The following is a 24,971-nucleotide window of genomic DNA, read 5'->3' on the forward strand; positions in this document are numbered from 1 at the left end:
TATTTAATACAGGAACACACATAATTGGGGTAACATTGTTATTCCTGTGCGGTTTTCATGACCGGAATTTTACCAGGTTGTTGATGAAGTTTTGTTACTTTGTATTTATAATCGAACCGCCCAGACCGGGCTTATCTATGCTGGAAGTAAATTTCCCATTCAATTTCTTGCCTTTCATTATCAATAGGTTAGCCCTAAACCGGGTTTTTGTTGAAAATTATATAAGCATTCTGTTCTGCAAACGTCAACTTAATAGTTATATTAATTACGTTGAGCTGTTCTTTTAATTAATTAGTACGATGGAAGAGGATTTTAATTTTGATTTTAGTGATGATGCGCAACGTTCCGTAGAACGTTATGAGGAGATGTTGAGGAACCAGGATCAATATTTTTTTGATGCCCATGCTTTTGAAAATATCATCGACTATTATATAGAGAAAAACGATCCTGTAAAAGCTTTGCAGGTGACAGAATATGCATTGAACCAGCATCCTTATGCGGCGGTTTTCAATGTAAAACAGGCACATTTATATGTTGCGACAGAACAGCTTGAGCTTGCTTTCCAGGCTTTGGAGAAGGCAGAGATGCTGGAAGCCTCCGAGCCGGAGATCTACGTAGTCCGCGGAAACATCTATGCCAGCCTGAAAAGGTACAACGAAGCGTTGGACAATTACCAGAAAGCGCTGGAAATGGCCGATTCTACGGATGAGATCCTGCTGCAGATCGCGTTTGTGTATGAAAAGATGATGGATTATGAATCCGCCATCGTGTACATCAAGCGCAGCCTGGAGCAGAACATGGAAAACAAGGATGGTCTTTATGAACTGGCTTTCTGCTACGATATTCTCGATAAGCAGGAGGAAAGCATCAAGTTCTACCAGGAGTATATTGACAAGGATCCATATTCCTATGCGGCATGGTACAACCTGGCTAATTCCTACCATAAACTGGATCTATTTGAAAAGGCCATTGATGCCTATGATTATGCAATCCTGATCAAGGACGATTTTGCTTCTGCATATTATAATAAGGGTAATGCTTTGGTGCAATTGGATAAGTTCGCAGAAGCCATCGAGGTGTACAAGCAGACTTTTGAATATGAAAAGCCTGATGCCGATACGTATTGTGCGATCGGTGAATGTTATGAAAAGCTGGAGCGCATGGATGAAGCACGTGCTTACTACAAGAAGTCTGTAAAGATGGATAGCACAATGGCTGATGCCTGGTTTGGCATTGGCGTGACCTTAAATTTCGAAGAACGTTATTTCGAGTCCCTCCATTTCTATAAAAAAGCGATTGAGCTTGATGAGGAAAATCCTGATTTCTGGTTTGCCATGGCGGATGCCTATTACAAGCTCGGACAGATGGATCAATCAGCTGAGGCTTACGAAAAAGTAATTGAATTTAATCCTATAGACGTAGAAGCATGGCTGGATTATTCCACCTTGTTGTATGAACTGGGCAAATTAAGGGAAGCTGCAGATACCATTTCTGAAGCAATTAAGAATAATCCGGATGCTGCTGAATTATACTACCGCATGGTTGCTTATCTGTTCGCTTTAGGGGAATCTGATGAAGCGCTGATCTATCTGGAGACGGCATTGGTTACCGATCCGGATAAACATTATATCTTATTTGAATACTTACCACAGCTTCAGGAAAATGGGCTGATTTTGGAAGTAATTAATAAATTTATGAGATAAGAGTGATGTGCTAAGCAGAATTCGTAAGCAGAACTTCTGATTTTTTTATAACCTTTGCAGCATATATGAATTACCAATTAAATAATATACCGGAACGCCCGGTGAAACCGCGTCAAAAAGGTCTTACCATGGTCATGGATAAAGGCTTAAGTTTGAGACAAGTTGAAGACTTTATTGATGTAGCCGGCGTACATACAGATATTGTAAAATTAGGTTGGGCAACATCTTTTGTTACCCCGAATCTTAAAGAAAAACTGGCTATATATCGCAGCGCTGGAATTCCTGTCTACTTTGGAGGTACCTTGTTTGAAGCCTTTGTGATCAGGAATCAGTTTGACGACTATCGCCGTGTGCTTGAGGAGTTCGGAATGGAGTATGCAGAGGTTTCTGACGGTTCAATCACTATTGAACATGATGAAAAATGTAATTACATCAGCAAGCTTGCGGAACAGGTGACCGTAATTTCGGAGGTTGGTTCTAAAGATGCAAAGAAGATCTTTGCACCGTATAAATGGATCAAACTGATGAAAGCGGAGATTGAAGCGGGCAGTTGGAAAGTCATTGCTGAAGCTCGTGAGGGTGGGAATGTAGGTATTTACCGTGATTCGGGAGAGGTTAGAGAGGGCTTGGTTGACGAGATCCTTACTGAAATTCCTGAAGAAACCATCATCTGGGAAGCACCTCAAAAGGAGCAACAGGTTTGGTTTATCAAGCTGATCGGTACGAATGTGAACCTCGGAAACATTGCGCCGGCAGAAGTGATTCCTTTGGAAACGATACGCTTAGGATTGAGAGGTGATACCTTCGACTATTTCTTAAATTCAATTAAATAATACATTCAGAGGCAGCCTTGCTGCGCTCGCTTGAGGGTAACAGAATGAAATTATTTGGTTTGATAGGCTTTCCCCTTACACACTCTTTCTCCAAGAAGTATTTTTCGGAGAAGTTTGCGCGGGAAGGCATAGCGGATTGTGCATATGAGTTGTATCCCATAGAGCGCATTGCGCAGTTAGAAACGCTATTGACAGATCACTCACAGATCGCAGGTCTGAATGTTACCATACCTTATAAAATTGCCGTGCTTGATTTCGTAGATGAGCTTGATGCCGCTGCGGCTTACATCGGCGCGGTAAATACTTTGCACATCAGCGATCTTGATGGTAAACGCTTCATTAAAGGCTACAATACGGATGCTTTTGGATTTGAAGCTTCTTTAAAACCGCTTTTGGAATCCCAGCATAAACAGGCATTGATCTTTGGTGACGGTGGCGCTGCAAAGGCCGTTAAGTATGTGCTGGAGCAGCTAAACATCTCTTATACATCCGTGCTACGCAGACCTCAGGCGGGTTGTTTAACGTACGGGGATCTAGATGAATCAAACATTACGGCATCCAAGATCCTGATTAACACGACACCACTCGGCACTTATCCGGATGTGGAGGCCTGTCCAGACATTCCCTACCAGTTTATAACTTCAGAACATTTAGCGTACGACCTGGTATATAATCCTGAAGTAACTGAATTTCTCCAGCGTGCTAAAGCGCAGGGCGCTAAAACCAAGAATGGCTTAGACATGTTACATCTGCAGGCGGAACGCGCCTGGACCATCTGGACAGCATAAATATGAAAAGAGCCCTGTTTTATCTGTCGTTTGTACTGCTCCTGCTCAGTGCTTGTTCCGGGAATGACCCGGTTACACCAAAGCCCAGGGGGTATTTTAATATAGAACTTCCGAAGAAAGCCTATCACCATTATACTGGCGAATGTGCATACAGCTTCGACTATCCGGTGTATGGAAAAGTAGAACCTGATCTGGACAAAGCAGCGCAGCCATGCTGGAAAAACTTGGTGTTTGAACGATTTAATGGCAGGCTGCACATGACCTACCATAAGATAGATTCTAAAGAAGATTTCAACCGCCTGGTAGAGTACGCAAGGGAACTTGCCTTTAAACATACCGTTAAAGCAAATGCCATTGACCAGAAGTTCATCAATTATCCGGATAAAAAGGTTTATGGCGTGTATTATGCTATAGATGGCAATACCGCATCATCGGTTCAGTTTTTCTTAACCGATAGCACAAACCATTATTTTAGAGGTGCATTATACTTCAATGAAAGGCCACAGTATGATTCCATTCAGCCTGTGATTAGCTTTTTGAAGAAGGACATCGATGTGATGATTGAAACATTCAAGTGGAACAACAACAAATAAGCTCATGATCAATATTAAACAGTTTACATTTAATGCCTATCAGGAAAACACCTACGTTTTGTTTGATGAAACGGGTGAATGTGTGATTATTGATCCGGGCATGTATGATGGTGCAGAGCAAAATGAACTCGTGCAATTTATCACCGCGGCGGAACTAAGGCCTGTAGCACTTTTAAATACGCATTGCCATATTGACCATGTATTTGGCAATAAATTCGTGTTCGATCAATGGGGCCTGAAACCCCAGTTCCATAAAGGTGAATTGGCTGTGCTGCAAGCTATTCCCGGCTATGCGCCGCAGATGGGGATGCGCTACGAACTGTCGCCCGAGCCAGAAAGCTATTTGCCTGAAAGCGGTGAAATCACCTTCGGGAACAACAGATTAACCTTAATCTTTGCACCGGGGCATTCTCCTGCGCACTTGTGTTTCTATTCTGAAGCGGATAACATCCTTATCGGCGGAGATGTGCTATTCTATCAAAGCATCGGCCGTACGGACCTTCCCGGTGGAAACCATGAGCAGTTACTGAGCAGCATCAGGGAGAATTTATTTATCCTACCGGCAGAGACCAAGGTGTTTCCTGGGCATGGTAAGTCGACTACGATTGGATTTGAGATGAAGCACAATCCATTCTTAACTTAATCTGTTCGAGCTTGAATACACCCTTTTATATTGCCCGCAGGTACCTCTTTGCAAAGAAGTCTACCAATGCCATCAACATCATCTCCACGATCTCGGTGGTGGGTGTATTCGTAGGCAGTGCGGCGCTGATTATAATACTTTCTGTATTCAATGGCTTTGAAGAGGTGGTGTTGAAGATGTTCAATACGGTTACTCCCCACCTGGTGATTACACCGAAAATGGGTAAAACCTTTGAACCTAATACAAGCTACTTCAACAACTTAAAGACCAACAAGGATATTTACTCCTATACCGAAGTGCTGGCGGAAAACGCATTGCTGGTATATGATAAAAGGCAGAGTGTGAGCCTGGTAAAGGGTGTTAGTGCAGACTACTTGAAAAATCCAAGCCTGGATAGCATAACTGTACAGGGAAAGTTTGTACTCCGTAATGATGCCGGAGCGAATGCCGTTATTGGCTCCGCCATCCAGAACTACCTGATGGTGAATACCAACGATCCGTTCACGCCTTTGCAAATCTATTCGCCAAAGAAGGGGGTGACCACAGCCAGCGTGATACCAGGGCAGGACCTGATCATTAAATCCTTGCCGGTTTCCGGGATATTTGAGGTTCAGCAGGACTTTGATAACATGACCATTGTGCCGCTTGATTTTGCCCGCGAGTTACTCGGTGAGGAGAAAGAGATATCGTCCATTGAAATTAACTTAAAGCCTGGCTTTGATGCTGATGAGTTTAAGGATCAGATAGAGTCAGAGATCGGTGAACACTTTACCGTTAAGAACAGGATTGAGCAGAATGTTGTGCTCTATAATATCCTGGGCACTGAAAAGTGGGCAGTTTACATCATATTAACTTTCATTCTGATCATTGCCATCTTCAACATCATCGGGTCTTTAACCATGCTGGTGCTGGACAAGCTGAAGGACATTGCTATTCTGAGGAGCCTGGGTGCCGGGAAGGCATTCATCAAGCAGATATTTTTATTTGAAGGAATGATGATTACCATGGCAGGTTGTATATTAGGCCTTATTATTGGCTTTATCTTTTGCCTGGTTCAGCAGAAATACGGATTTATAAAAATGTCGAATGTTGCATTCAATGCTTATCCGATCGCTTTTAAATGGACGGACTTTCTGCTTGTTTTTTTTACCGTAAGTTTGTTCTCTTTTGTAGCATCAGCGCTTTCGGCCCGCTTAAGTGTTAAAAAGATTAATGAAATGAATAAGGATCTTTAATCATCAATGGATTAGAATCGCTTCATTGCAAAAACATAAATAAGAAATGATGAAAATAGTTAAACAATTATCGCTGTTGCTGCTGCTATTAACCTTGTTTGCTGCATGTAATTCCAATTCTGCAGGTAAAAAGCAAGAAAAGGCCAGGATAGTTAAAGGGTTGTATAGCTATGGACCAGAAATTCGCTCCTTTACCGACTGCGATGAAGCCAGAGAGTACTGGGTTGTTGACAGCGCCAATACGCTGGAACTTGCCTACAGTAACATGAATTTCGAAAAGCCTTACGAACCCGTGTATATTGAAGTGGAATGTAAAGTCGTAAAGTCCGACAGCCTTACCGTTACTGCTGACTATGACTCTACGATGGTGGTTACCAAGCTCCTGAAGATGACCAAGGAGATCCCTGATGGCCCCTGCAACCAGTAGGCTTAAGAATTTAGATACAGGCTCTTGTTGATTTCAGGAATAAGTCCTTTTTCCGTAGCCATCTTGAATAAGATATCTATCGCTTTGCGGCCTTCAGCGCCAAGATCCAGCGAATATTGGTTTACATAAAGTTCAATATGTTTGTACATCACGGACTCTTCCATTTCCTGTGCATGTGCACGAATGAAGTCGAGACCTGATTTGGGATTTGCAAACGCGAACTCCACAGATCTTTTTAATACGCGGTTAACTTTATGCTGTACTTCCAGGTCAATATTCCGGTTAATTACAATACCCCCCAAAGGAATTGCGCAGCCGGTTAAGTTTTCCCAGAAGCTACCAAGGTCAACAATCTTCTTCAAGCCTTTTTCCGCGTACGTGAACCTGTTCTCGTGTATTATAAGGCCCAGATCAATCTCGCCGGTAAGCAATGCATTCTCAATGTCTGAAAATACTTTCAATACCTTATTCTGCAGATTGGGATAAGCAATACCAAGCAGGAAATTAGCTGTGGTGAGTACACCAGGTATCGCAATGGTTGGATTCAGTTTCCGGAGATTTTCTGGATCAAGAAAGCGTTCGTCCTTGCAGATCAGTAAGGGCCCTACACCAAAGCCCAGGGCACTACCGGAATCCAGCAGGGCATACTTTTCCGCCACATGCGCAAAAGCGTGGAAGCTAAGCTTGGAGATGTCTAGTATGCCGTTCAAGGCCTTTTGATTAAGGGTCTCCACATCATCAAAAAACACTTCGAATTCAAGGCCTTCGGTATCGATCTTGTGGTGTATTAAGGCATCAAAAATGAAGGTGTCATTTGGGCAGGGGGAGAATCCAAGGCTTAGTCTCATGTGGTAAAAATAAATACAATCAGAACAGGATACGTTAATCCTTTGTCAAAAACCGGATTGCCCAATTATTAAGGTTTTCAATAGCCAGTTCAATCTTCCAGTTTTCTCTATTTCGGGGTTCTACGAAGTTTGATATCGCCCGTACCTGGATGCAGGGGGTCTGTATCTGGTTGCAGGCGTAAATCACAGCAGCACCTTCCATGGTTTCAATGTCTGGCGAAAGTCGCGCTTTCAGGGCATCAATGCTGGGTTGATGCCCATGAACTTTGTTCACGGTGATCCCTTTTACGGTGCTCAATGGCGGATGTAACGGCTGCAGCGGGGGTATGGCTGTGTAACTGCTTTCGCCGAAGCCCAGGGTCTGTATTGGAAGGAACTGCTGTCCATCCTCGGCGCCCAATTCTGCGAAGATATCTGTGCAAACCTGAACAATCGTACCTGGTGGAAACTCGGGACTGAAGCTCCCTGCAATGCCGAGATTTAGCACTTGTCCGTATTTCCCTGGCAATAGGTGTTGACCCAGTGCAAAGGCGGTTGCTGTCATGCCAACGCCAGTTATCAGCACATCAAAAGTTGGTGTTTCGACATAGTTTTCCGTGCCTAAGTTAAAGTGTTTCAGTACGTTTTTGATTTCAAACCCAGTGGCTGCAACCAGTAATGTTTTCATATTGCTAAGGTAAAGAACTTTCTACTTAATGGTTTCTGCGTATATTTGTAATCTATTCACAAGAAATGATTTATATTACACGCAAAGCAAATTTTAATGCTGCTCATAAATTATCCCGTCAGGATTGGTCTGATGACAAGAACCTGGCGGTTTTTGGGAAGTGCTCTAACCCAAACTGGCACGGACATAACTACGAACTTTTCGTAACGGTAAAAGGGGAGGTAAACCCGGAAACGGGCTTCCTGGTAGACCTGAAATGGCTTAAGCAGGTTATGAACACGTATGTGGTGGATAAGATAGACCATAGGAACTTAAATCTGGATGTAGATTTTATGGCTGGTAAACTTGCCTCTACAGAGAACCTGGCGATCGCCATCTGGGATATTTTATTACCGCACATTGAGGCTGCCAACGCGAGCCTTCACTGCATAAAAATTTATGAGACCGAAAACAACTTTGTAGAATACTTCGGTTAAGCACACAACAAATGGACAAACACACACAAGATTTTACGGAAGAAGAAAACGAAGGATACGTTAAAATTGACAGGTATAATCAAGGTAGAATTGATTCTATTGCTTCCCATTATAAAGACATTCTAGAGCAGATTGGAGAGGATCCAGAACGAGAAGGACTGGTGAAAACACCGGAACGCGTTGCAAAAGCACTTCAGTTTTTGACCCATGGTTACGATACCAAACCGGAGGAAATCCTTCGCTCAGCCATGTTCAAAGAGGATTATTCACAAATGGTTGTCGTTAAAGACATTGAAATCTTCTCCATGTGCGAGCACCACATGTTGCCATTTTTTGGCAAGGCACACATTGCCTATATTCCAAACGGCCATATTGTAGGGTTGAGTAAAATTCCAAGAGTAGTTGACGCCTATGCCCGTCGTTTACAGGTACAGGAGCGATTAACGAATGAGATCAGGGATTGTATCCAGTCTACACTGAATCCTGCAGGTGTTGCTGTGGTGATCGAGTGCAAGCACCTGTGCATGTCTATGCGCGGTGTTCAGAAGCAAAACTCCGTGACTACAACTTCCGCATTTACCGGACATTTCAAGAATGAGACCACCAGGGCAGAGTTTTTGAGGTTGATTACAGCAGGTTTACATTAAAATTTATTGAATGAAAGCATACATATTTCCAGGTCAGGGGGCACAATTCTCTGGCATGGGCAAAGCATTATATCAAGATCCTTCTTCTAAAGACCTGTTTGAGCAGGCGAATGAAATTATGGGCTTCCGCATCAGCGACATCATGTTCGAAGGTAGCGATGAAGCGTTGAAACAAACCAATGTTACCCAACCGGCGATTTTCTTGCATTCGGTTATCCTTGCACTGTCCTTAAAAGATAATTTCAAGCCTGATATGGTTGCTGGTCACTCTTTGGGTGAGTTTTCTGCACTTGTTGCGGCTTCTGCTTTGAAATTTGAAGATGGCCTTAGACTGGTGATGGCCAGAGCAAACGCCATGCAGCGTGCATGTGAATTGCAGCCCTCTACCATGGCCGCAATCTTAGGTCTTGCAGATGATGTTGTAGAGCGCATTTGTGCGGAAATCGACGAAGTGGTTGTACCGGCAAACTATAACTGCCCGGGCCAGCTGGTAATTTCCGGCAGCATCGAGGGTATTGATCTGGCATGTTCAAAATTGACTGAAGCAGGTGCTAAAAGGGCTTTGAAGTTGAATGTTGGCGGTGCTTTCCACTCCCCGCTCATGGAGCCTGCCAGGGTAGAGCTTCAACAGGCAATCGAGCATACCACCATCATGAGCCCGATCTGCCCGATATACCAAAACGTAGATCCACGTCCGAATACTGATCCAGATCAGATCAAGGCTAACCTGATCACCCAACTTACCGGCGCGGTAAAATGGACACAAACGATTGAACAGATGCTTGCTGACGGTGCAACTGAATTCACTGAAGTAGGACCAGGAAATGTGTTACAAGGATTGGTTAAAAAGGTGAACAGAGCGGCAGTGACCAACTCCGCAGGTTAAGCATAAATACGGGCCCGCCCGTAAAGAACAAGTTATGAGTATAGGTGCGAAAATAAGGTTTCTGTTACTGATTTTAAGCCTGTGCTGTATAGCGACTGCAGTGTCGCTGAAACATTCAATTTCTAAAAAAGACCTGCTGGACCATGAGGCATCCATCTTACAGGAGAATTTAGCTGTAAGGGAACACATGGTCTATAATTTTTTAAATGATCCCGCTGAGCTGAAAAAAGCGCAGGCATATCACCTGAATGAGGATTATGCGCTGGAGTTTATCCAGCGCTTTAAGACCAAAGGCATCCAGGTACTGACCTTTCAAAACAATAAACTTCTATTCTGGAGTTCATTCAAGACTTTTCCCTCCGAAGTTGTACGACTTCGGGAGGGAAATTCTTTCCACCAGTTTCCGAATGGCTGGGCGGAAGTAATCAAGAAAACCAGGGGTAATTTCACCATTGTCTTTCTAATCGAGGTTAAAAACCAATACAAGTTCACTAATAAGTACCTGAGCAACAACTTCGTGCCGACTTTGACGGACTCAAAGTCGCTTACGCTGGCAAGCTTCAATGATACCGAGGTGCATGGCATCAACGATCACAGTGGCAATCTTTTGTTTGTGGTTAAACTGGTGCCTGGCTACGTAGATACGATCTTTTCCAACCTGGAGGTTTGGCTGTGGATCATCGGCTTATTTAGCTTCTGCCTGTTTGTGAACTCCCTTTGTGCATTGCTGGTGCGCTCGGGTAAGCTGTTGCTCGGTACCCTGCTGATCACCTTGTTCTTCCTGATCTTACGGGTAACGGATCTGGAATTCGGTTGGTTTAACCACCAGTTCAACTTCCAACTGTTCGATCCAAAGGTTTATGGCGAGAGTTATGTGCTGCCCTCCCTTGGAGATTTCCTGTTGAACGTGATCGCCATTACCTGGGTGGTGTTATTCGCCTATACTTACAAAGATCAGTATGTGCTTCCTGAACGTTTAAAGCGTAGCAAGGCTGCTGGTATAGCATTGCACGTGGTATTAATGTTGATATTCGTGGGTATTGGATTTCTCTTTGATCACATCGTTTATGGCCTGATCATCAACTCGAAGATCAATTTCGAGATTACCAATATTGTTGGCCTCGGCTGGCTTAGCTGGATCAGCATCATCATTCTTTGCCTGGTCTGGTTTAATGCCTTTATCCTGGGCTATATTCTGATGAGCCTAAGCAAACAGCTTCAAGTAAGCAACAAGCAGCGATTGCTGATCTTTACTGCTATCGCCTGTGCCTTTTTGATCGGTTACCTAAATCTCGGCTTTGCAATCTTTTTTGTTGCTTACTGTTTCTTTGTTTTCTTGCTCGGTTGGAACATTTACCTGCAGCAGGCACGATTTTATGTGTACATCTATTCGTTGATGTTCTTCTGCCTGGCTTTCATTTCAGCGATCAAATACCTGGAATATAACGGTAAGCGGGAGCAAACCATGCGCTTAACTATTGCCCAGCGATTGCATTACACGGATGATCCAAAAGTGCTCATGGCAATCAAGACCCTGGAAGAGGGCGTCACATCCGACAAATATGTTGCTGAACGCTTTGTTTCATTGAAAGAGAAGCAACAATCCGCCTTGGACAAGTACATCAACCAAAAGTTCCTGGACGGCTATCTTACACAGTTTGCAAATACGGTGCTGGAATATGGTAGTCAGGATACTGCAGCTGACACCGTTCCGAATAAGTTAAGTTATTACCGCAACCTGGTTCGTTCTGGATCTGTTAAAGTCTCGACCTACTTCTATCGCTTGAACGATCCTTTTGGCTTTGAAAATTACTTCGGAATCATTCCCGTTTTTGATGAACAACGCCTCATCGGAACTTTGCTCATTGAGTTAAAATCGCAGCAATATAACTACTACAGCAAGTTCCCTGAACTACTGGTAGAAGGGCGTACTTCGAGGGAGGAGACGGACGGGGATTATTCCTTCGCTTTTTATAACAATGGTAAGTTGTTCCGGCAATCCGGGCCTTATACATACAAGCTTTCTGCTGCAGCATATTCGATCAGCTCAAATCCCACCTACATTAATGATGAGGATGGTTTTAACCACTTAATTTACCGCCCTGGGGCTTCGAAACTCATCATCATCAGTAAAGAGAACATTGGAGCGGTCATGCATCTGGCCACACTATCCTTCTTTTTTCTGGTGTTTATCATCTTTTCGGCAGCGCTGTATATTCTAATCTGGCTGGTCAAGAACATTGATGAAAGCTGGACCGGTTGGTTTAACATCAACCGCTCTTTAATGATCAACGCAAATAAGATCCTTTATAAGACGCGTATTCAGTTTTCTATTATTCTATCTGTAGTGGCAACCCTGCTAATCGTTGGCTGGACGACTTACTTTTACATCAGTGCAGAGTATCGTAAACAGCAGGATGAGCTGATGCGGGAGCGCATTCGTAAGATCCAAATTTCTTTTGAGAAGCAAATTGCTGATTTCGGCTTACCTGAGGTTAACACGCAGTCCGTGGTAGATTTTAATCAATTCGCGGATATGAATGCAGCCTATCTGAACCTGTTCAATGTACAGGGAGATCTGCTGTTCAGTTCTTTGCCAAACATCTACGAAAATGGGCTGATTGGTAAAAAAATGGCCTCAAACGCTTATATCTACCTGCATGAGTTACAACGTTCCGAATTCCTGAATCCATCAGAACGGATTGGCGACTTTACTTATTCCTCTGCTTATGCACCGATCCGTGATCATCAGAACAGGACCGTTGCTTATATCGGCTTGCCAAATTATGGCAACGAATCAGATTATCAAAGCAAGATCAGCCTCTTCGTAAATACGCTGATTAATATCTATGCACTGGTTTTTGTGGCCATTGGCGTCCTTGCAGTATTCCTTGCGAATCAAATTACCAGCCCACTAACCTTTATTCAGGAGAGTATCCGTAAAACCAAACTTGGCCAGATCAATAAACCCATCGTGTGGTCGCGGCACGATGAGATCGGCGCACTCATCAAAGAATATAACAAGATGATCGCTGCCTTGGAGGAGAGTGCACGGAAGTTGGCGCGCTCGGAACGGGAGCATGCCTGGCGCGAGATGGCCAAACAAATTGCCCATGAGATCAAAAATCCACTCACACCATTAAAACTAGGGGTACAGTTGCTGGAGCGCTCATGGAAGGAACAGGATCCCAATTTTAACATAAAGTTCGATCGTTTTAACAAGTCGTTTATTGAACAGATTGACAACCTGTCAACCATAGCTTCGGAATTCTCCAACTTTGCCAAAATGCCTGATACGAAGCTGGAGAAGCTGCAGGTACTGCCGATCATCGAAGAAAGCAAGAGGATGTATGGCAATGCGGACGCTGCCGAAATTATAATCGATAACCAGGTAGATCATCATGTTTTGATCTGGGGGGATAAAGGCCAGCTGAGCCGCTCATTTAACAACCTGTTCAAAAATGCGATTGAGGCTGCTGCTGCCAATGCGGTTCATTGTTTGATCTACGTGAAGATCTTTATTGATGCCAGCGATCTGGTGATTGAGGTTGCGGACAATGCTAAAGGCATAGACCTTGCGCTCCAGGACCGGATCTTCGTTCCAAGTTTTACCACAACCTCGTCAGGTACGGGGTTAGGACTAGCCTTTGTAAAACAAGCAGTTGAAAATGCAGGAGGCAGTGTTACCTTCAGCTCGGTTATCAATGAAGGTACGACCTTCTACTTACGCTTTCCAGTCGTGTAATGTTAATTAAGGTCGATTGATCCTTTACCCATTACAAAGCCATCAGCATAAAGAATAATGGCGTAGGTCCCCTTGATGAATTCCTTAGGATTAACCCATTGCATACTGTAGGCCGTATTATCGTCATTGAATGAAATCGTGATCATGTCACTGTATTGCATTTCCTGACCATCAGCTTCAAACATGTTGTTTTCATTGGCAAGGAGATTTCCAGCAGGGTCAAAAACCCTTAAATAGATTTGGTGGTAGTCCTTTTTAGCAAGTTGGTTCGGTACAACATTGAAGTCGATCTGTAGCTTCTTCGCCGACGATGCGCTGTTTGTACTGATGCTCTTGCCATTGTTTTTAACCCGGAACGCCTGGATGTTTACATTAGTAGCTTTCAAGGCCGCGCTTGTTTTAACCAGTGCACTCAACTCTTGGTTGTTCTGTGCCAGCAGCTCCGCCTTCTCGTTAATCTGATCAACGGATTTCTGCAAACTGTCTCGAACATTCTTCAACTTGAGGTTTTCCTTGCCCAGTCTTACAATTTCTTCATTATAGTTATAGACAAATTCTTTGAGTTCTTTGATCTGCTTTTGTGCAAGGGTCAGTTCACCTTGTGTAAGCTTGCCCTTTTCCAATGCGGCTTTAAGTTCTGCAATTTTAATTCTGGCGAGGTCCTGCTCTTTGATCAGCTTTTCATTCAGCTGCAGGTTAATTGCACTGACTTTATCCAGTTCAACTTCTATCTTTTCCACTTCCAGCTTAAGCCGGTCTTTCTCGGTGTTGACGGTTACAAACCGTTCATTCTCATGCTTATCTTTAAAATATAAGTAAACATTACTACCCAATAAAGCAACAATGGCAATGGTCAGAAAAAAGATCTTATTTCGATCACCCTTATTAATCTTGGTATTTTGTTCAGACATTTTATCTTAAATAATAATGCTAAGTGCTGGTTGAAGCTTGTTTTTTAAAAATCTAACATACTACAAAAGTTGATAATATTGGTTAAAACCAGCTTTTGATTGTATCAGACTTTAAATAAATTCGTTTAAATGGTTACTTAGCAAGTACTTTTGCATACTGTTATTCACACAAATACACATCAGTAAGAACTTAAGAATGCCTAAAAATAAAATTTATGCAATTCTAATTGCACTCCTTATAAGTACGCCCATTCTAGCACAGACTACATCAAAAATAAATCCAAAACGTGAGTTTCGGGGTATATGGGTTGCAACTGTTACAAATATCGACTGGCCATCAAGAGCTGGACTGAGCGTAGATCAGCAAAAACAGGAACTGATTGCTTTGCTCGAGTACCATAAAGGTAACGGCATGAATGCCGTTGTATTGCAGGTTAGGCCTGCTGCCGACGCTTTTTACGCGAAATCACGCGAGCCATGGAGTAAGTGGCTCATGGGGAAACAAGGATTAGCACCAGCTGCAGGCTATGATCCCCTAGAATTCGCCGTTAAAGAGTCACATTTTCGTGGCATGGAGCTTCATGCCTGGTTCAATCCTTACCGTGCTACCATGAGTGCCAACGAAGTTGTGAGCCCAGATCACATGACCCGCAAAAAACCGGAATGGTTCTTTACCTACGCAGGCAAAAAGCAGTTTGATCCAGGAAAACCTGAAGTACGGGAACACATTGTGCAGGTCATTCTGGATGTTGTTAAAGGATATGATATCGATGGTGTTCACTTTGACGATTACTTTTACCCCTATCCGGTAGCGGGCCAGAAGATCAATGATGAGCAAACCTTCGCGCAATACAACAATGGGATCAAAAATATAAACGACTGGCGCAGGAACAATGTCGACGTGCTGATCAAGGAATTATCAGACAGCATTCATCATTATAAAAAGCATGTGAAGTTTGGGATCAGTCCATTCGGCATCTGGCGGAATAACCACGAAGATGCTGAGGGCTCCGAAACCAAAGGTTTGTCGAACTATAGCGCCTTGTTCGCAGATTCCCGTAGATGGATCAAAGAAGGTTGGGTGGATTACATCAATCCACAGATCTATTTCTCTTTTACCCGCAAGGCGGCACCATTTGGTACTTTGGTAGATTGGTGGAGTAACAATACCTACGGAAGACACCTTTACATTGGGCAAGCGGCGTACCTGGTTAACCAGAAAGCTGAAGCAGCCTGGCGTTTACCGGAGCAAATTCCAGATCAGGTCAGATACATCCGTGACAATAACCGGGTGCAGGGCAGTGTATTTTTCAGTTCTAAATCTTTCTCTACGATTGCACGAGCCGCAGGAGATTCGCTTCGCCTGAGCCTTTACAAATACCCGGCCCTGCCTCCGCAGATGCCATGGCTGGATGATGTTGTGCCTAATGCACCAAGAAGTTTTGCGGCCACGGCTACCCCAACCGGTGTGCAGTTAAAGTGGGAGGCACCTACTGCAGCCAGCGATGGGGAAACTGCCTCCGGTTACGTGATTTACCGGTTTGAGGAAGGTGAGCAAATCTCTATCCTGGACCCAAAGAATATTATCAAGATCAGTTTCGAAGATTATACCATGTTCCTGGATACGGAAGTAGAAAAGAACAAACGTTACAACTACCTGGTAACTGCATTAGACCGGCTTAAGAATGAAAGTGACCCCAGCGGACCGGTAGGCATCGAAGCCCGGGCCTCAAACTTTGATAAAGATGTTCTTTCTGTACATGATGTAGAGGATGGCAAACCAAAAACAGATCTGGGCAATGGCCCAGGCAAGGGAAGCGTTAATGGGGCTGAAGTTCGTGCTGAAGAAGTTGGTGTAGAGAAAGGATTGTAAGCCTGATACTGTGCCGTCGGCGTTGCTTACCTTTATCATATTCATCGTTCTTGGCAATAAGCCGGAAAGGAAGAAGACTGTTATGGCATTCTTTCCGTATACCACAAAGGGCAGGGTGTAACGCTGGTATCTATTTACATCGATGATCCAGTAACAAAAGGAAAGGATCATGGTCGCCAGACCTCCGGTGTACAATACAAAAGAACTGGTCCAAAGGGATTTGTTCAACGGAAACTGTAGCGCCCAGATCATCCCAGCGATGAACAACATTAATCCTGTGCTGAAAAGCCAGGAGGTCTTATACCCATCTTCAAGATCTCTTCTTCGTAAAAAGGAACCAACAAGCACACCGATCAATCCCGAAGCGATTGCTGGTAAGGTACTGAGCATGCCCTCCGGGTCCCAGGTTTTCGCAGATTTCCAGAGGTGTGCTTCTGTGAGGATGCTCCGGTCTATCCATGCCGCCATATTCGTCTCTTTCTCCAAATTGGCAAATCCGGTTCCAGGTACCGGAATAAAGGTCATGATGATCCAATACAGGAAAAGTATACCGCCTGTGATCCGCATAATGTTCCGTTCCGTGTTCTTAAGAAAGATGATGCTGGATATCAGAAAGACCACCGCGATCCGCTGAAGCACGCCCGGTATCCGGACCTGAGCGAGTGCGTTTAATGGCTCCGTGAAGATCTTTGGGTATAGTGATAGAAACAAGCCCAAACCAAACAATATGGCTGCTCTTTTTGCAGCTTTCAGGATTGTTCTGGTATGGGCTTGTGGATCTGCCTTCTTTGAAGACATGGCGTATGTAATGGATACGCCGACAATAAATAAGAAGAATGGAAAAATCAAATCAGTTGGCGTACATCCATGCCAGGAAGCATGTTCCAGCGGTGCGTAGATATGCCCCCAGTCACCCGGATTGTTTACCAGGATCATTGCTGCTACCGTGGCTCCTCTGAAAACGTCGAGTGAAAGTAAGCGCTGATTAGATTTTTCCATCAAGTATCATTAAAACTTCCAGCGAACGAATGCTTCCATCGCTTCGTATTCTGCAAGGCCAAGCTCGTCGTAGCGGCGTGCGGTTTCCCGGTTGCGGTCTTCAGCTCGCTTCCAGAACTCCCGTTCATCATCACCAGGGAAAACAGCACGGTCTTTTTGTGACTGGTGTTTGAAGATGGCGTATTTCTTACGCTCTACCTCTTGCGGACTAAGTGGTACGGCCATTTCGATCTCATGGGTCTCGAACTCATGCCATGCACCTCTGTACATCCATAACCAGCAATCCTGTGCCCAGGCTTCTGTTTTGCGAAGTTCTGCCAAGGCATCCAAAATGATGTTGAAGCATACGATGTGTGTCCCATGTGGATCTTCGAAATCACCGGCTGCAAAAACCTGGTGTGGTTTAACCTGCTGCAACAGTTCAATGGTGCGGCGCACATCTTCGGTTGTCACCGGGTTTTTCTGGCTTTTGCCACTCTCATAGAATGGAAGGGCCATAAAGTGAATGTGGTCGTCCTCCAGGCCGCAATATCTCGCACCGGCAATAGCTTCACCTTTACGGATCAATCCTTTTACGGTCTGAATTTCTTTGGTGTCTACCTGGTTTGGTCTTTTTACTTCCAGGAAGTTGCGCATATCCTCGTAAAGCTTTTCCGATGGTGCAGCGTCAAAGCCCATTTTCTTGGCAAAGTCAATGCTGAATTCTACGAACCTTAAAGCATCATCATCCCATACAGCGGTATTACCCGAAGTCTGGTAAGCCACATGTACGTCATGCTGTTGATCTACCAGACGGATGAAGGTACCGCCCATGGAGATTACATCATCATCTGGGTGTGGTGAAAAGATCAGTACGCGCTTCTTTGAAGGTTCTGCACGTTCCGGGCGTTGTGAATCGTCTGCATTGGGTTTTCCGCCCGGCCAGCCCGTAATGGTATGCTGCAGTTTGTTGAAAATATGAATGTTGATGTTGTATACCGGTCCTTTTTCAAGGGCCAGTTGCGCCATACCGTGGTTATTGTAGTCGTCTTCCGTAAGTTTTAGAACTGGCTTGTTCAAGGTGTTTGCCAGCCAGATCACCGCCTTACGCGTAAGCATCTCATCCCACACACAGTCCTTAACCAACCATGGCGTATCAAAGCGCGTTAAAAGGCTTGCCGCTTCTGTGTCAACGATAAACTCCACGTTGTCAGACAGCTGAAGGTAGGTTGCTGGCACATCGCCCGACATTTCACCTTCAACGGCTTTTTTAATGATTGGTGCTTTTTTACCATTCCAGGCCATAAGGATAATTTCCCTGGCATGGAAGATCGTACCAATACCCATGGTAATGGCCTTGGTTGGTACGAAAGATTTCCCTCCAAAATCACGTGCAGCATCTTTACGGGTCAGATCATCCAGGGTTACCAATCGCGTTCCTGAGTTTGGCGCCGAACCAGGCTCATTAAAACCGATGTGACCTGTTCTACCAATCCCCAGGATCTGGATATCCAAGCCGCCAGCGTCAGCGATCTTTTTCTCGTAGTCAAGGCAAAAGGTAGGAATGTCCTCCAGTTTAAGTGTCCCGTCAGGGATGTTAATGTTATTTCTATCAATGTCAACGTGATCAAATAACTGCTTGTTCATAAATGAAACATAGCTTTGATCAGCATCAGGCTGCATTGGGTAATACTCATCAAGGTTAAAGGTGATGACGTTTTTGAAGCTCAAACCTTCTTCTTTATGCATACGCACCAACTCTGCATAAACGCCAACCGGCGTTGCCCCCGTCGCGAGTCCCAAGACCGCCATCGCATTTTCGTCCTGCTTGCTGCGAATCAGGTCTGCAATTCTTTTTGCCACTTTGATGGATGCCTGCTTGGGATTAGCAAATACAGTTACAGGCAGTTTTTCAAAGCGCGTTTCTTCTAATAGATTTAATCTAGCCATTGTTAGTTTTTTAAAAAAAAATTGGTTCGGAGCAGTAAATATAGCTACTCTGATCGCTTTAATGGAATTTAAATGACAATCGTGCAGGCCTGAGAAAGTTGCTAAGAGATATTCAGGCTTTTAGACCGATAGGCGTTCAAAACGGCGTCGCTTGGCAGCAGTTCGGTAATGAGGTGATGAATGCTTTCCAGCCCTGCCACCTTCAACCTGAGCGTGATGTTTAGCTTTTCGGAGATACATAAGATCGCTACTTTCCGGGCACATTGGAACATTGCTTTTTTTAGTTGATTGATTTCCCAGTCGGTGTCTGTAAGACCGTTTTCCGGATGAATGGCACTGGTTCCGATCAGGCACAGATCTGCATTGATCCCCGCAAGCTGGCTGATCACATGGCCTCCAAAAGTCACCTTGGAGTTCTTGGAAAATATACCACCAATTAAAATGACCTCAATGCCATCGTATTTTGCAAGCTCTATGGCTACAAAGGGGCTGATGGTAAAAAATGTGGCTCGAAGATTTACTGGAAGCTGTTTCACCAGTTCAATGATGGTGGTACCGCCACCCGTTAAGATAACCATACCATCCTTGATCAGGCTGATCGTCTTTTTGGCAATGGCTATTTTAGCCTCCCGGGCATAGATCGCATCGTCATCGTAAGCAGATTGGTAAGAGCGGGATAGTGCCCCTCCATGTACTTTTAGCAGTTTTTGATGATCACAAAGCTCCTGCAAGTCCCTTCTGATGGTGTCTTCTGATACTTGAAGCAATTCGACAAGGTCTGTGGTCAGTACCCGATTATGGAGATTGATCTGGCGCATGATCAGCTCATGCCGCTCCCGTTTTAACATATGGTTTTTTGGTTTATGCCAATTTAGAAATAATTATTAAAAACACAATCTGCGTGTTTATGCGGGATTTTGCCAGCTTTTCAGAATTAAATATTACCTAATCGTTAAATGGCTATTTTTTAATTGAAAAATATCATGATATTTACTTGACAAACTGCTAAATGCGGGTTATTGCGTGTTTCGGTTTGTGCGTTTTAGGTTAACTCATTATTCACAAACAAACTAATTCATGAAAAAAAAGCTACTCATGTTTTTATGGGGCATTATCTTGTTCGCGACACAAGCTGTTGCGCAGCAGATTAATGTTACCGGTAAGGTGACCTCATCTGATGGTCAGCCTATACCTGGTGTCTCGGTTAAGGTCAAAGGTGCCCAAACTGGTACCCAGACCAACACATCCGGTGTCTACACCATCAGTGCTGCAAACGGCGCTGTTCTTTCCTTCTCCTACATCGGTATGACGCCTCAAGAGAAAACCGTTACCGGAAACACCATCAACGTTGTACTTGCTGATGACGCACAAGGATTGGATGAGGTTGTGATCACCGCTTTAGGACAAGCCGTTCAAAAAAGGTCCTTAGGTACCGCGCAACAAGCCGTAAAAGGCGCTGAAATTGCCAGTACACAACGCGAGAACTTTGTTAATGCACTTCAAGGCCGTGTGGCGGGGGTAGAGGTAAACAACTCCTCCGGTGTTCCGGGCGCATCTTCTTCCATCACCATCAGGGGTGTAAGCTCCATCAGCGGAAACAACCAACCGCTATTTGTGGTAGATGGGTTGCCTATAGATAACAAAACCTTAAGTACTACGGCCTTCACCTCAGAGAAAAGTTCTTCTACTGCTTTCAATAACCGCGGGGTAGATTTTACTAACCGTGCTGCAGATATCAATCCGGAAGACATTGAAACACTAACCGTATTAAAGGGACCTGAAGCTGCAGCTCTATATGGCATTGATGCGGCCAATGGTGCCATCGTTATCACCACCAAAAGAGGTAAAGCAGGTGTAGGTTCTGTAAATTACAGCAATAGCTTCCGGGTGGAAACCGTACGTTCACAACCCGAAATTCAGCACAAATATGGTATTGGAAGTGCCGGTCAAACCGGAGTAGTAATCGCTCAGGCGGGTTCATACCCTTCATTCGGACCAGAATTCCCTGCCGGTACCCAGTTGTTCGACAACGTTTCTGAATTCTTCCAACAAGGATTTACACAGAAACATAACCTATCTTTCGATGGCGGTTCCGAAAAAGTAAACTACAGGATCTCAACATCCTATGTGGATCAGCAAGGTGTGGTGCCAGGCACCAACTATGAGCGCTTTAACATTACCGGTGCTTCACAGGGCACGGTAAACGACTGGTTAAAAACAGACCTTTCCATGCAGTACAGTTATTCCAATAACGATCAGGCATTCAAAGGTAATGGCGGACCGCTACTGGGCCTGCTCGTATGGCCACAAACCGACGATGCAAGGAATTACCTTACCCCTGCGGGTACAAGAAGAAAGCTGAGCCTTCCGGGTTTTCCCTCCGGAACTCAAAGTGAAATTGATAACCCGTATTTCAACGTAAATAAAAACAAGATCAACTCCAAGGTAAACCGTATTGTAACCAACTTCGGACTAACCATCACACCTTTCTCCTGGGTAAACATCAACTCTAAGATCGGTATTGATGCCTACACCAGTCAGAACATGATCTTACGTCACCCGGAGAGTGCCTCAGGTTTCTCCAGAGGCGGATTGCTGGATGTTGCGAATGACGTAACCCGTAACCTGAGCATGCAGAACCTGATTAACTTCACTAAGCAAAACTTAGGTAATGACTGGACCTTCGATGCTACCTTGGGTAATGCCATTCAGGACGCAAAGTCAAACATTGATGCTGGTTCTGGTGAGAACTTCCTTGATCCGAACTTCATCTCTCTGAACAATACTGCAACAAGGCTCAACAGCACCACCATCTCTCAACGTCGGTTGGTGAGTTTCTTCGGTAGAGCAACGTTTGGATATAAAGACTTCCTATACCTGACCGCAACCGGACGTAATGACTTAACTTCAACCATCCCGGTTGAGGCCTATTCGTTCTTCTATCCTTCCGTTTCGGGTAGTTTCATCTTTACCGATGTGCCGGCATTTAGCGGCTTAAAGAAATTCCTTACTTCGGGTAAATTAAGAGCAGCTTATGCACAGGTAGGTAAAGATGCCAAACCATATGCCTATAGACCTGTTCTGGAGAACAAACTTACTGTTGGTGGTGGTTATGGTTACGGTTTTACCGGACCAAATCCAGGACTTAAACCAGAGTTCGCAAAATCATACGAGTTCGGAACCGAACTTGCGTTCCTGAATAACCGTTTAGGTGTCGATGTAGCCGTTTACCGTAAGGAAACCAAAGATCAGATTGTAAACGACATTCGTGGAAGTTACGCAACTGGCTATATTTTACTTAATCTAAATGGTGGTGTAACCCGCAATGAAGGTGTTGAAGTCAGCGTTAGAGCCAGACCAATCGAGCGTCCTGGATTTAGCTGGGATATCTTAGCCAACTTTGAGCATGCCAAAGGAACAGTGGTTGCCCTTCCAAACGATCTGCCTGAATCTTACGTGTCGGATACCTGGTTGTACGGAAACGTAAGAAATGGTAATACGCCGGGAGAATCTACCAGATCGCTGACCGGCTTGTTCTATTTACGTAATAATAATGGAGATATCCTGATCAATCCTACCTCCGGTTTGCCAATTAGATCAACGACTTTCATTAGCGGCGGATATGATAGACAGCCAGATTTTAGCTTAGGTATCACGAATAGCTTTACCTTCAAAGACTTCTCCTTATCATTCCTGATCGATACACGTAAAGGCGGAGATGTATTAAATGCAACAGAACATTTTTTAACAACACAAGGCTTAAGCACCAGAACACTTGATCGTTCGACACCGAGAATTGTAAAAGGTGTATATCAGGACGGCAGAGAGAATACTGCTAATCCAACCCAGAATACCATTGTAGTGAACCCTTACCTGCAAAACAGCTTTTACATCAATACAAGTGAGGAGCAGTTTATTGAAAAGGACATCAACTGGATCAGACTTAAAGATGTAACCTTATCGTACCGCTTGCCTTCAAGACTACTGCAGAAACAAAAGTTTTTTAAGTCTGCAAGTGTTTTCGTAACTGGTACCGATCTGTTCCTGATCACCAACTATTCAGGACTTGACCCCGTTGTAAATGGAAATACAGCTGCTGTAGGTGGTTCGGGCTCTGCCGGTGTGGATTATGGTAATTTTCCAATGCCGATCGGCATGAACTTCGGAATTAAAATTGGCATGTAATCTAAATTGTAAATCATCATGAAGAAATTATATATCACCTTCCTAACTGCTGCGGTGATGCTCGCCGGCAGTGGATGTAAAAAATATTTGGATGTCAATACCAATCCAAATGCACCAGAGATGGTGACTCCAAACCTTTATTTGTCGCCAATGTTGCATTGGATGGCTACCGGTCCGCAGTATGATGCGCGCTTCATTAACCGCTATACACAGAATCTAACCCTTACCACCGTAAACAGCACCTGGGATAGGATGGGTTACGACCCATCATCAGACAACGGTGGAGAGTTGTTCAGGGATGTATACTGGACCTTCGGACAGAACCTGGTAGATATGATGACCAAGGCCGAGGCAGAAGAGCGCTGGGACCTGCTTGGTGTTGGATATATCCTGAAAGCATGGGGCTGGCAGGCATTAACTGATGTTCACGGAGAGATCATCGTGAAAGAAGCGATAGATCCGACTAAAAACGTCTTCAACTATGATACCCAGGAGTATACTTATGAAGAAGTAAGACGTTTATTGCAACTTGCCATTACCAACCTGCAAAGAACAGATGGGGCCGTTGACGCTGCATTTCTGGGTAAAACAGATCTGATCTATAAAGGTGACCGTTCCAAATGGCTGAAGTTTGCCTACGGTTTGCTGGCGATGAACTTAAATCACTACAGCAACAAGGCTGCATATAACCCTGATGAGGTTATTGCCGCGGTAGACAAGTCCTTCGAAAATAATAATGATGATGCTTTGCTGGGCTATACCGGCGTATCCAATGATGACCGGAATTTCCTGGGTCCCACCAGAGAAAACTTCAATGCTTACAGGCAAACTACCTTCATCGTGAATCTGATGAACGGTACCGAGTTTTCTGGCGTGGTCGATCCGCGTATGACCAGGATGCTTTCGCCAGCACCTGATAGCGTGTATCGTGGTTTAGAACCAACATTTGGTACGGGTGGTTTAACCGCAAACCAGGTTCCAAACAACATTTGGGGTTATCCCACAGTCGTTTCGGTTGGTACACCAACAAGGTACCTGTTTGATGACAAGAGTAGGGTCCCGGTAATGACCTATTCGCAGTTGCAGTTTATCAAAGCGGAAGCAGCTTACAAGAAAGGGGATAAGGAAACCGCTTTAGCAGCATATAAAAACGGTGTGTCGTCGCATATCGACTTTGTCAATGCAAGGAACCGTGATGCGAACCAGACGCCTACTCAAATCAGCGCAGCAGAAAAAGATGCCTTCCTTGCCAATCCGGCAATCGTTCCTGCAGCGGCAGACCTGACCTTGTCGCACATCATGGAACAAAAATATATTGCTCAATGGGGATGGGGAGCTCTAGAACAATGGATGGATTTGAGAAGATATCACTATACCGATGCAGATCCAGCAACCGGCGATCAGGTATTCAGCGGCTTTGTGATCCCGGTAAACCTTTATCCGGATAACGCCAACAAGCCAGTTTACCGTATCAGACCGCGTTACAACTCCGAATATGTATGGAACCGGGAAAGCCTGGAAAAGATTGGCGGTTTAGCACTCGATTACCATACCAAAGAAATGTGGATCACTCAACCTTAATC

19 protein-coding genes and 1 pseudogene are annotated in these 24,971 nt (G+C 44.4%); 14 read left to right on the plus strand and 6 right to left on the minus strand.

Translation table 11 applies throughout. The features are described 5' to 3' along the window. Positions 1-299 precede the first annotated feature (299 nt). The 7 genes from AC5WJX_RS15820 to AC5WJX_RS15850 all read left to right on the plus strand — a co-directional run bounded on the left by AC5WJX_RS15820 (position 300) and on the right by AC5WJX_RS15850 (position 6,222). Positions 300-1,703 carry a tetratricopeptide repeat protein gene (locus tag AC5WJX_RS15820; RefSeq protein ID WP_440428933.1) on the plus strand — a complete coding sequence of 468 codons (1,404 nt, stop codon included), beginning with the start codon at positions 300-302 and terminating at the stop codon, positions 1,701-1,703. A gap of 65 nt (positions 1,704-1,768) precedes the next feature. Then, positions 1,769-2,536, plus strand: a complete 768-nt coding sequence (locus AC5WJX_RS15825) for a phosphosulfolactate synthase (RefSeq protein ID WP_440428934.1) — start codon at positions 1,769-1,771, stop codon at positions 2,534-2,536. Positions 2,537-2,580: 44 nt separating this feature from the next. Then, the gene (locus tag AC5WJX_RS15830; RefSeq protein WP_494485292.1) at positions 2,581-3,324 is read left to right on the plus strand and encodes a shikimate dehydrogenase family protein; all 744 of its coding nucleotides are present in this window, start codon (positions 2,581-2,583) and stop codon (positions 3,322-3,324) included. A gap of 2 nt (positions 3,325-3,326) precedes the next feature. Next, a complete protein-coding gene (gene gldD, locus AC5WJX_RS15835; protein ID WP_494485293.1) occupies positions 3,327-3,917 on the plus strand; it encodes a gliding motility lipoprotein GldD in 591 nt (196 codons plus the stop codon). A gap of 4 nt (positions 3,918-3,921) precedes the next feature. After that, positions 3,922-4,560, plus strand: a complete 639-nt coding sequence (locus AC5WJX_RS15840; protein WP_494485294.1) for an MBL fold metallo-hydrolase — start codon at positions 3,922-3,924, stop codon at positions 4,558-4,560. Positions 4,561-4,571: 11 nt separating this feature from the next. Continuing rightward, positions 4,572-5,795 carry an ABC transporter permease gene (locus AC5WJX_RS15845; protein ID WP_494485295.1) on the plus strand — a complete coding sequence of 408 codons (1,224 nt, stop codon included), beginning with the start codon at positions 4,572-4,574 and terminating at the stop codon, positions 5,793-5,795. Between the two features lie 46 nt (positions 5,796-5,841). Further along, complete coding sequence (locus AC5WJX_RS15850) at positions 5,842-6,222, plus strand: hypothetical protein (protein ID WP_440428939.1); 381 nt, start codon at positions 5,842-5,844, stop codon at positions 6,220-6,222. A 2-nt stretch (positions 6,223-6,224) separates the two neighbouring features. Here the strand turns inward: AC5WJX_RS15850 and AC5WJX_RS15855 are convergent, their stop codons facing one another. Further along, positions 6,225-7,070: a menaquinone biosynthesis family protein gene (locus AC5WJX_RS15855; protein WP_494485296.1), complete on the minus strand. Its 846-nt coding sequence runs from the start codon at positions 7,068-7,070 to the stop codon at positions 6,225-6,227. Positions 7,071-7,104: 34 nt separating this feature from the next. Beyond that, positions 7,105-7,737, minus strand: a complete 633-nt coding sequence (gene mqnB / locus AC5WJX_RS15860; protein ID WP_494485297.1) for a futalosine hydrolase — start codon at positions 7,735-7,737, stop codon at positions 7,105-7,107. A gap of 65 nt (positions 7,738-7,802) precedes the next feature. Here mqnB and AC5WJX_RS15865 point away from each other — a divergent pair, with 65 nt between their 5' ends. The 4 genes from AC5WJX_RS15865 to AC5WJX_RS15880 all read left to right on the plus strand — a co-directional run bounded on the left by AC5WJX_RS15865 (position 7,803) and on the right by AC5WJX_RS15880 (position 13,491). After that, entirely contained in the window at positions 7,803-8,213 is a 411-nt protein-coding gene (locus AC5WJX_RS15865; RefSeq protein ID WP_494485298.1) for a 6-pyruvoyl trahydropterin synthase family protein, read from the plus strand. 11 nt (positions 8,214-8,224) lie between these two features. Next, entirely contained in the window at positions 8,225-8,860 is a 636-nt protein-coding gene (gene folE, locus AC5WJX_RS15870) for a GTP cyclohydrolase I FolE (RefSeq protein ID WP_494485299.1), read from the plus strand. 10 nt (positions 8,861-8,870) lie between these two features. Beyond that, positions 8,871-9,746 (plus strand): ACP S-malonyltransferase, encoded by an 876-nt coding sequence (gene fabD, locus AC5WJX_RS15875; RefSeq protein WP_494485300.1) that lies wholly within the window; start codon positions 8,871-8,873, stop codon positions 9,744-9,746. Positions 9,747-9,846: 100 nt separating this feature from the next. Next, positions 9,847-13,491, plus strand: coding sequence for an ATP-binding protein (locus tag AC5WJX_RS15880; RefSeq protein WP_494485301.1), 3,645 nt, complete (start codon positions 9,847-9,849; stop codon positions 13,489-13,491). A 2-nt stretch (positions 13,492-13,493) separates the two neighbouring features. Here AC5WJX_RS15880 and AC5WJX_RS15885 read toward each other — a convergent pair whose 3' ends face one another. Further along, positions 13,494-14,402 (minus strand): DUF8428 domain-containing protein, encoded by a 909-nt coding sequence (locus AC5WJX_RS15885; protein WP_494485302.1) that lies wholly within the window; start codon positions 14,400-14,402, stop codon positions 13,494-13,496. A gap of 196 nt (positions 14,403-14,598) precedes the next feature. On the opposite strand from AC5WJX_RS15885, the gene AC5WJX_RS15890 reads away from it, so the two are divergent. Then, a complete protein-coding gene (locus tag AC5WJX_RS15890) occupies positions 14,599-16,275 on the plus strand; it encodes a glycoside hydrolase family 10-like protein (RefSeq protein WP_494485303.1) in 1,677 nt (558 codons plus the stop codon). Positions 16,276-16,578: 303 nt separating this feature from the next. On the opposite strand, the pseudogene AC5WJX_RS15895 reads toward AC5WJX_RS15890, so the two are convergent. From AC5WJX_RS15895 to AC5WJX_RS15905, 3 genes and pseudogenes are all read right to left on the minus strand, one after another. Continuing rightward, positions 16,579-17,274 (minus strand): annotated as a pseudogene (locus AC5WJX_RS15895) (acyltransferase family protein); the annotation flags it as partial. A 9-nt stretch (positions 17,275-17,283) separates the two neighbouring features. Next, complete coding sequence (gene nagB / locus AC5WJX_RS15900; protein WP_494485304.1) at positions 17,284-19,203, minus strand: glucosamine-6-phosphate deaminase; 1,920 nt, start codon at positions 19,201-19,203, stop codon at positions 17,284-17,286. A gap of 101 nt (positions 19,204-19,304) precedes the next feature. Continuing rightward, on the minus strand, positions 19,305-20,051 hold the full coding sequence (locus AC5WJX_RS15905) for a DeoR/GlpR family DNA-binding transcription regulator (protein WP_494485305.1): 747 nt from the start codon (positions 20,049-20,051) through the stop codon (positions 19,305-19,307). Between the two features lie 229 nt (positions 20,052-20,280). Here AC5WJX_RS15905 and AC5WJX_RS15910 point away from each other — a divergent pair, with 229 nt between their 5' ends. Both AC5WJX_RS15910 and AC5WJX_RS15915 read left to right on the plus strand, forming a co-directional pair. Next, the gene (locus AC5WJX_RS15910) at positions 20,281-23,388 is read left to right on the plus strand and encodes a SusC/RagA family TonB-linked outer membrane protein (protein WP_494485306.1); all 3,108 of its coding nucleotides are present in this window, start codon (positions 20,281-20,283) and stop codon (positions 23,386-23,388) included. A gap of 18 nt (positions 23,389-23,406) precedes the next feature. Continuing rightward, positions 23,407-24,969 carry a SusD/RagB family nutrient-binding outer membrane lipoprotein gene (locus tag AC5WJX_RS15915; RefSeq protein ID WP_494485307.1) on the plus strand — a complete coding sequence of 521 codons (1,563 nt, stop codon included), beginning with the start codon at positions 23,407-23,409 and terminating at the stop codon, positions 24,967-24,969. The last annotated feature ends 2 nt before the right edge of the window (positions 24,970-24,971 follow it).

The sequence above is a fragment of the Pedobacter sp. NEAU-ZC8 genome (assembly GCF_059278965.1).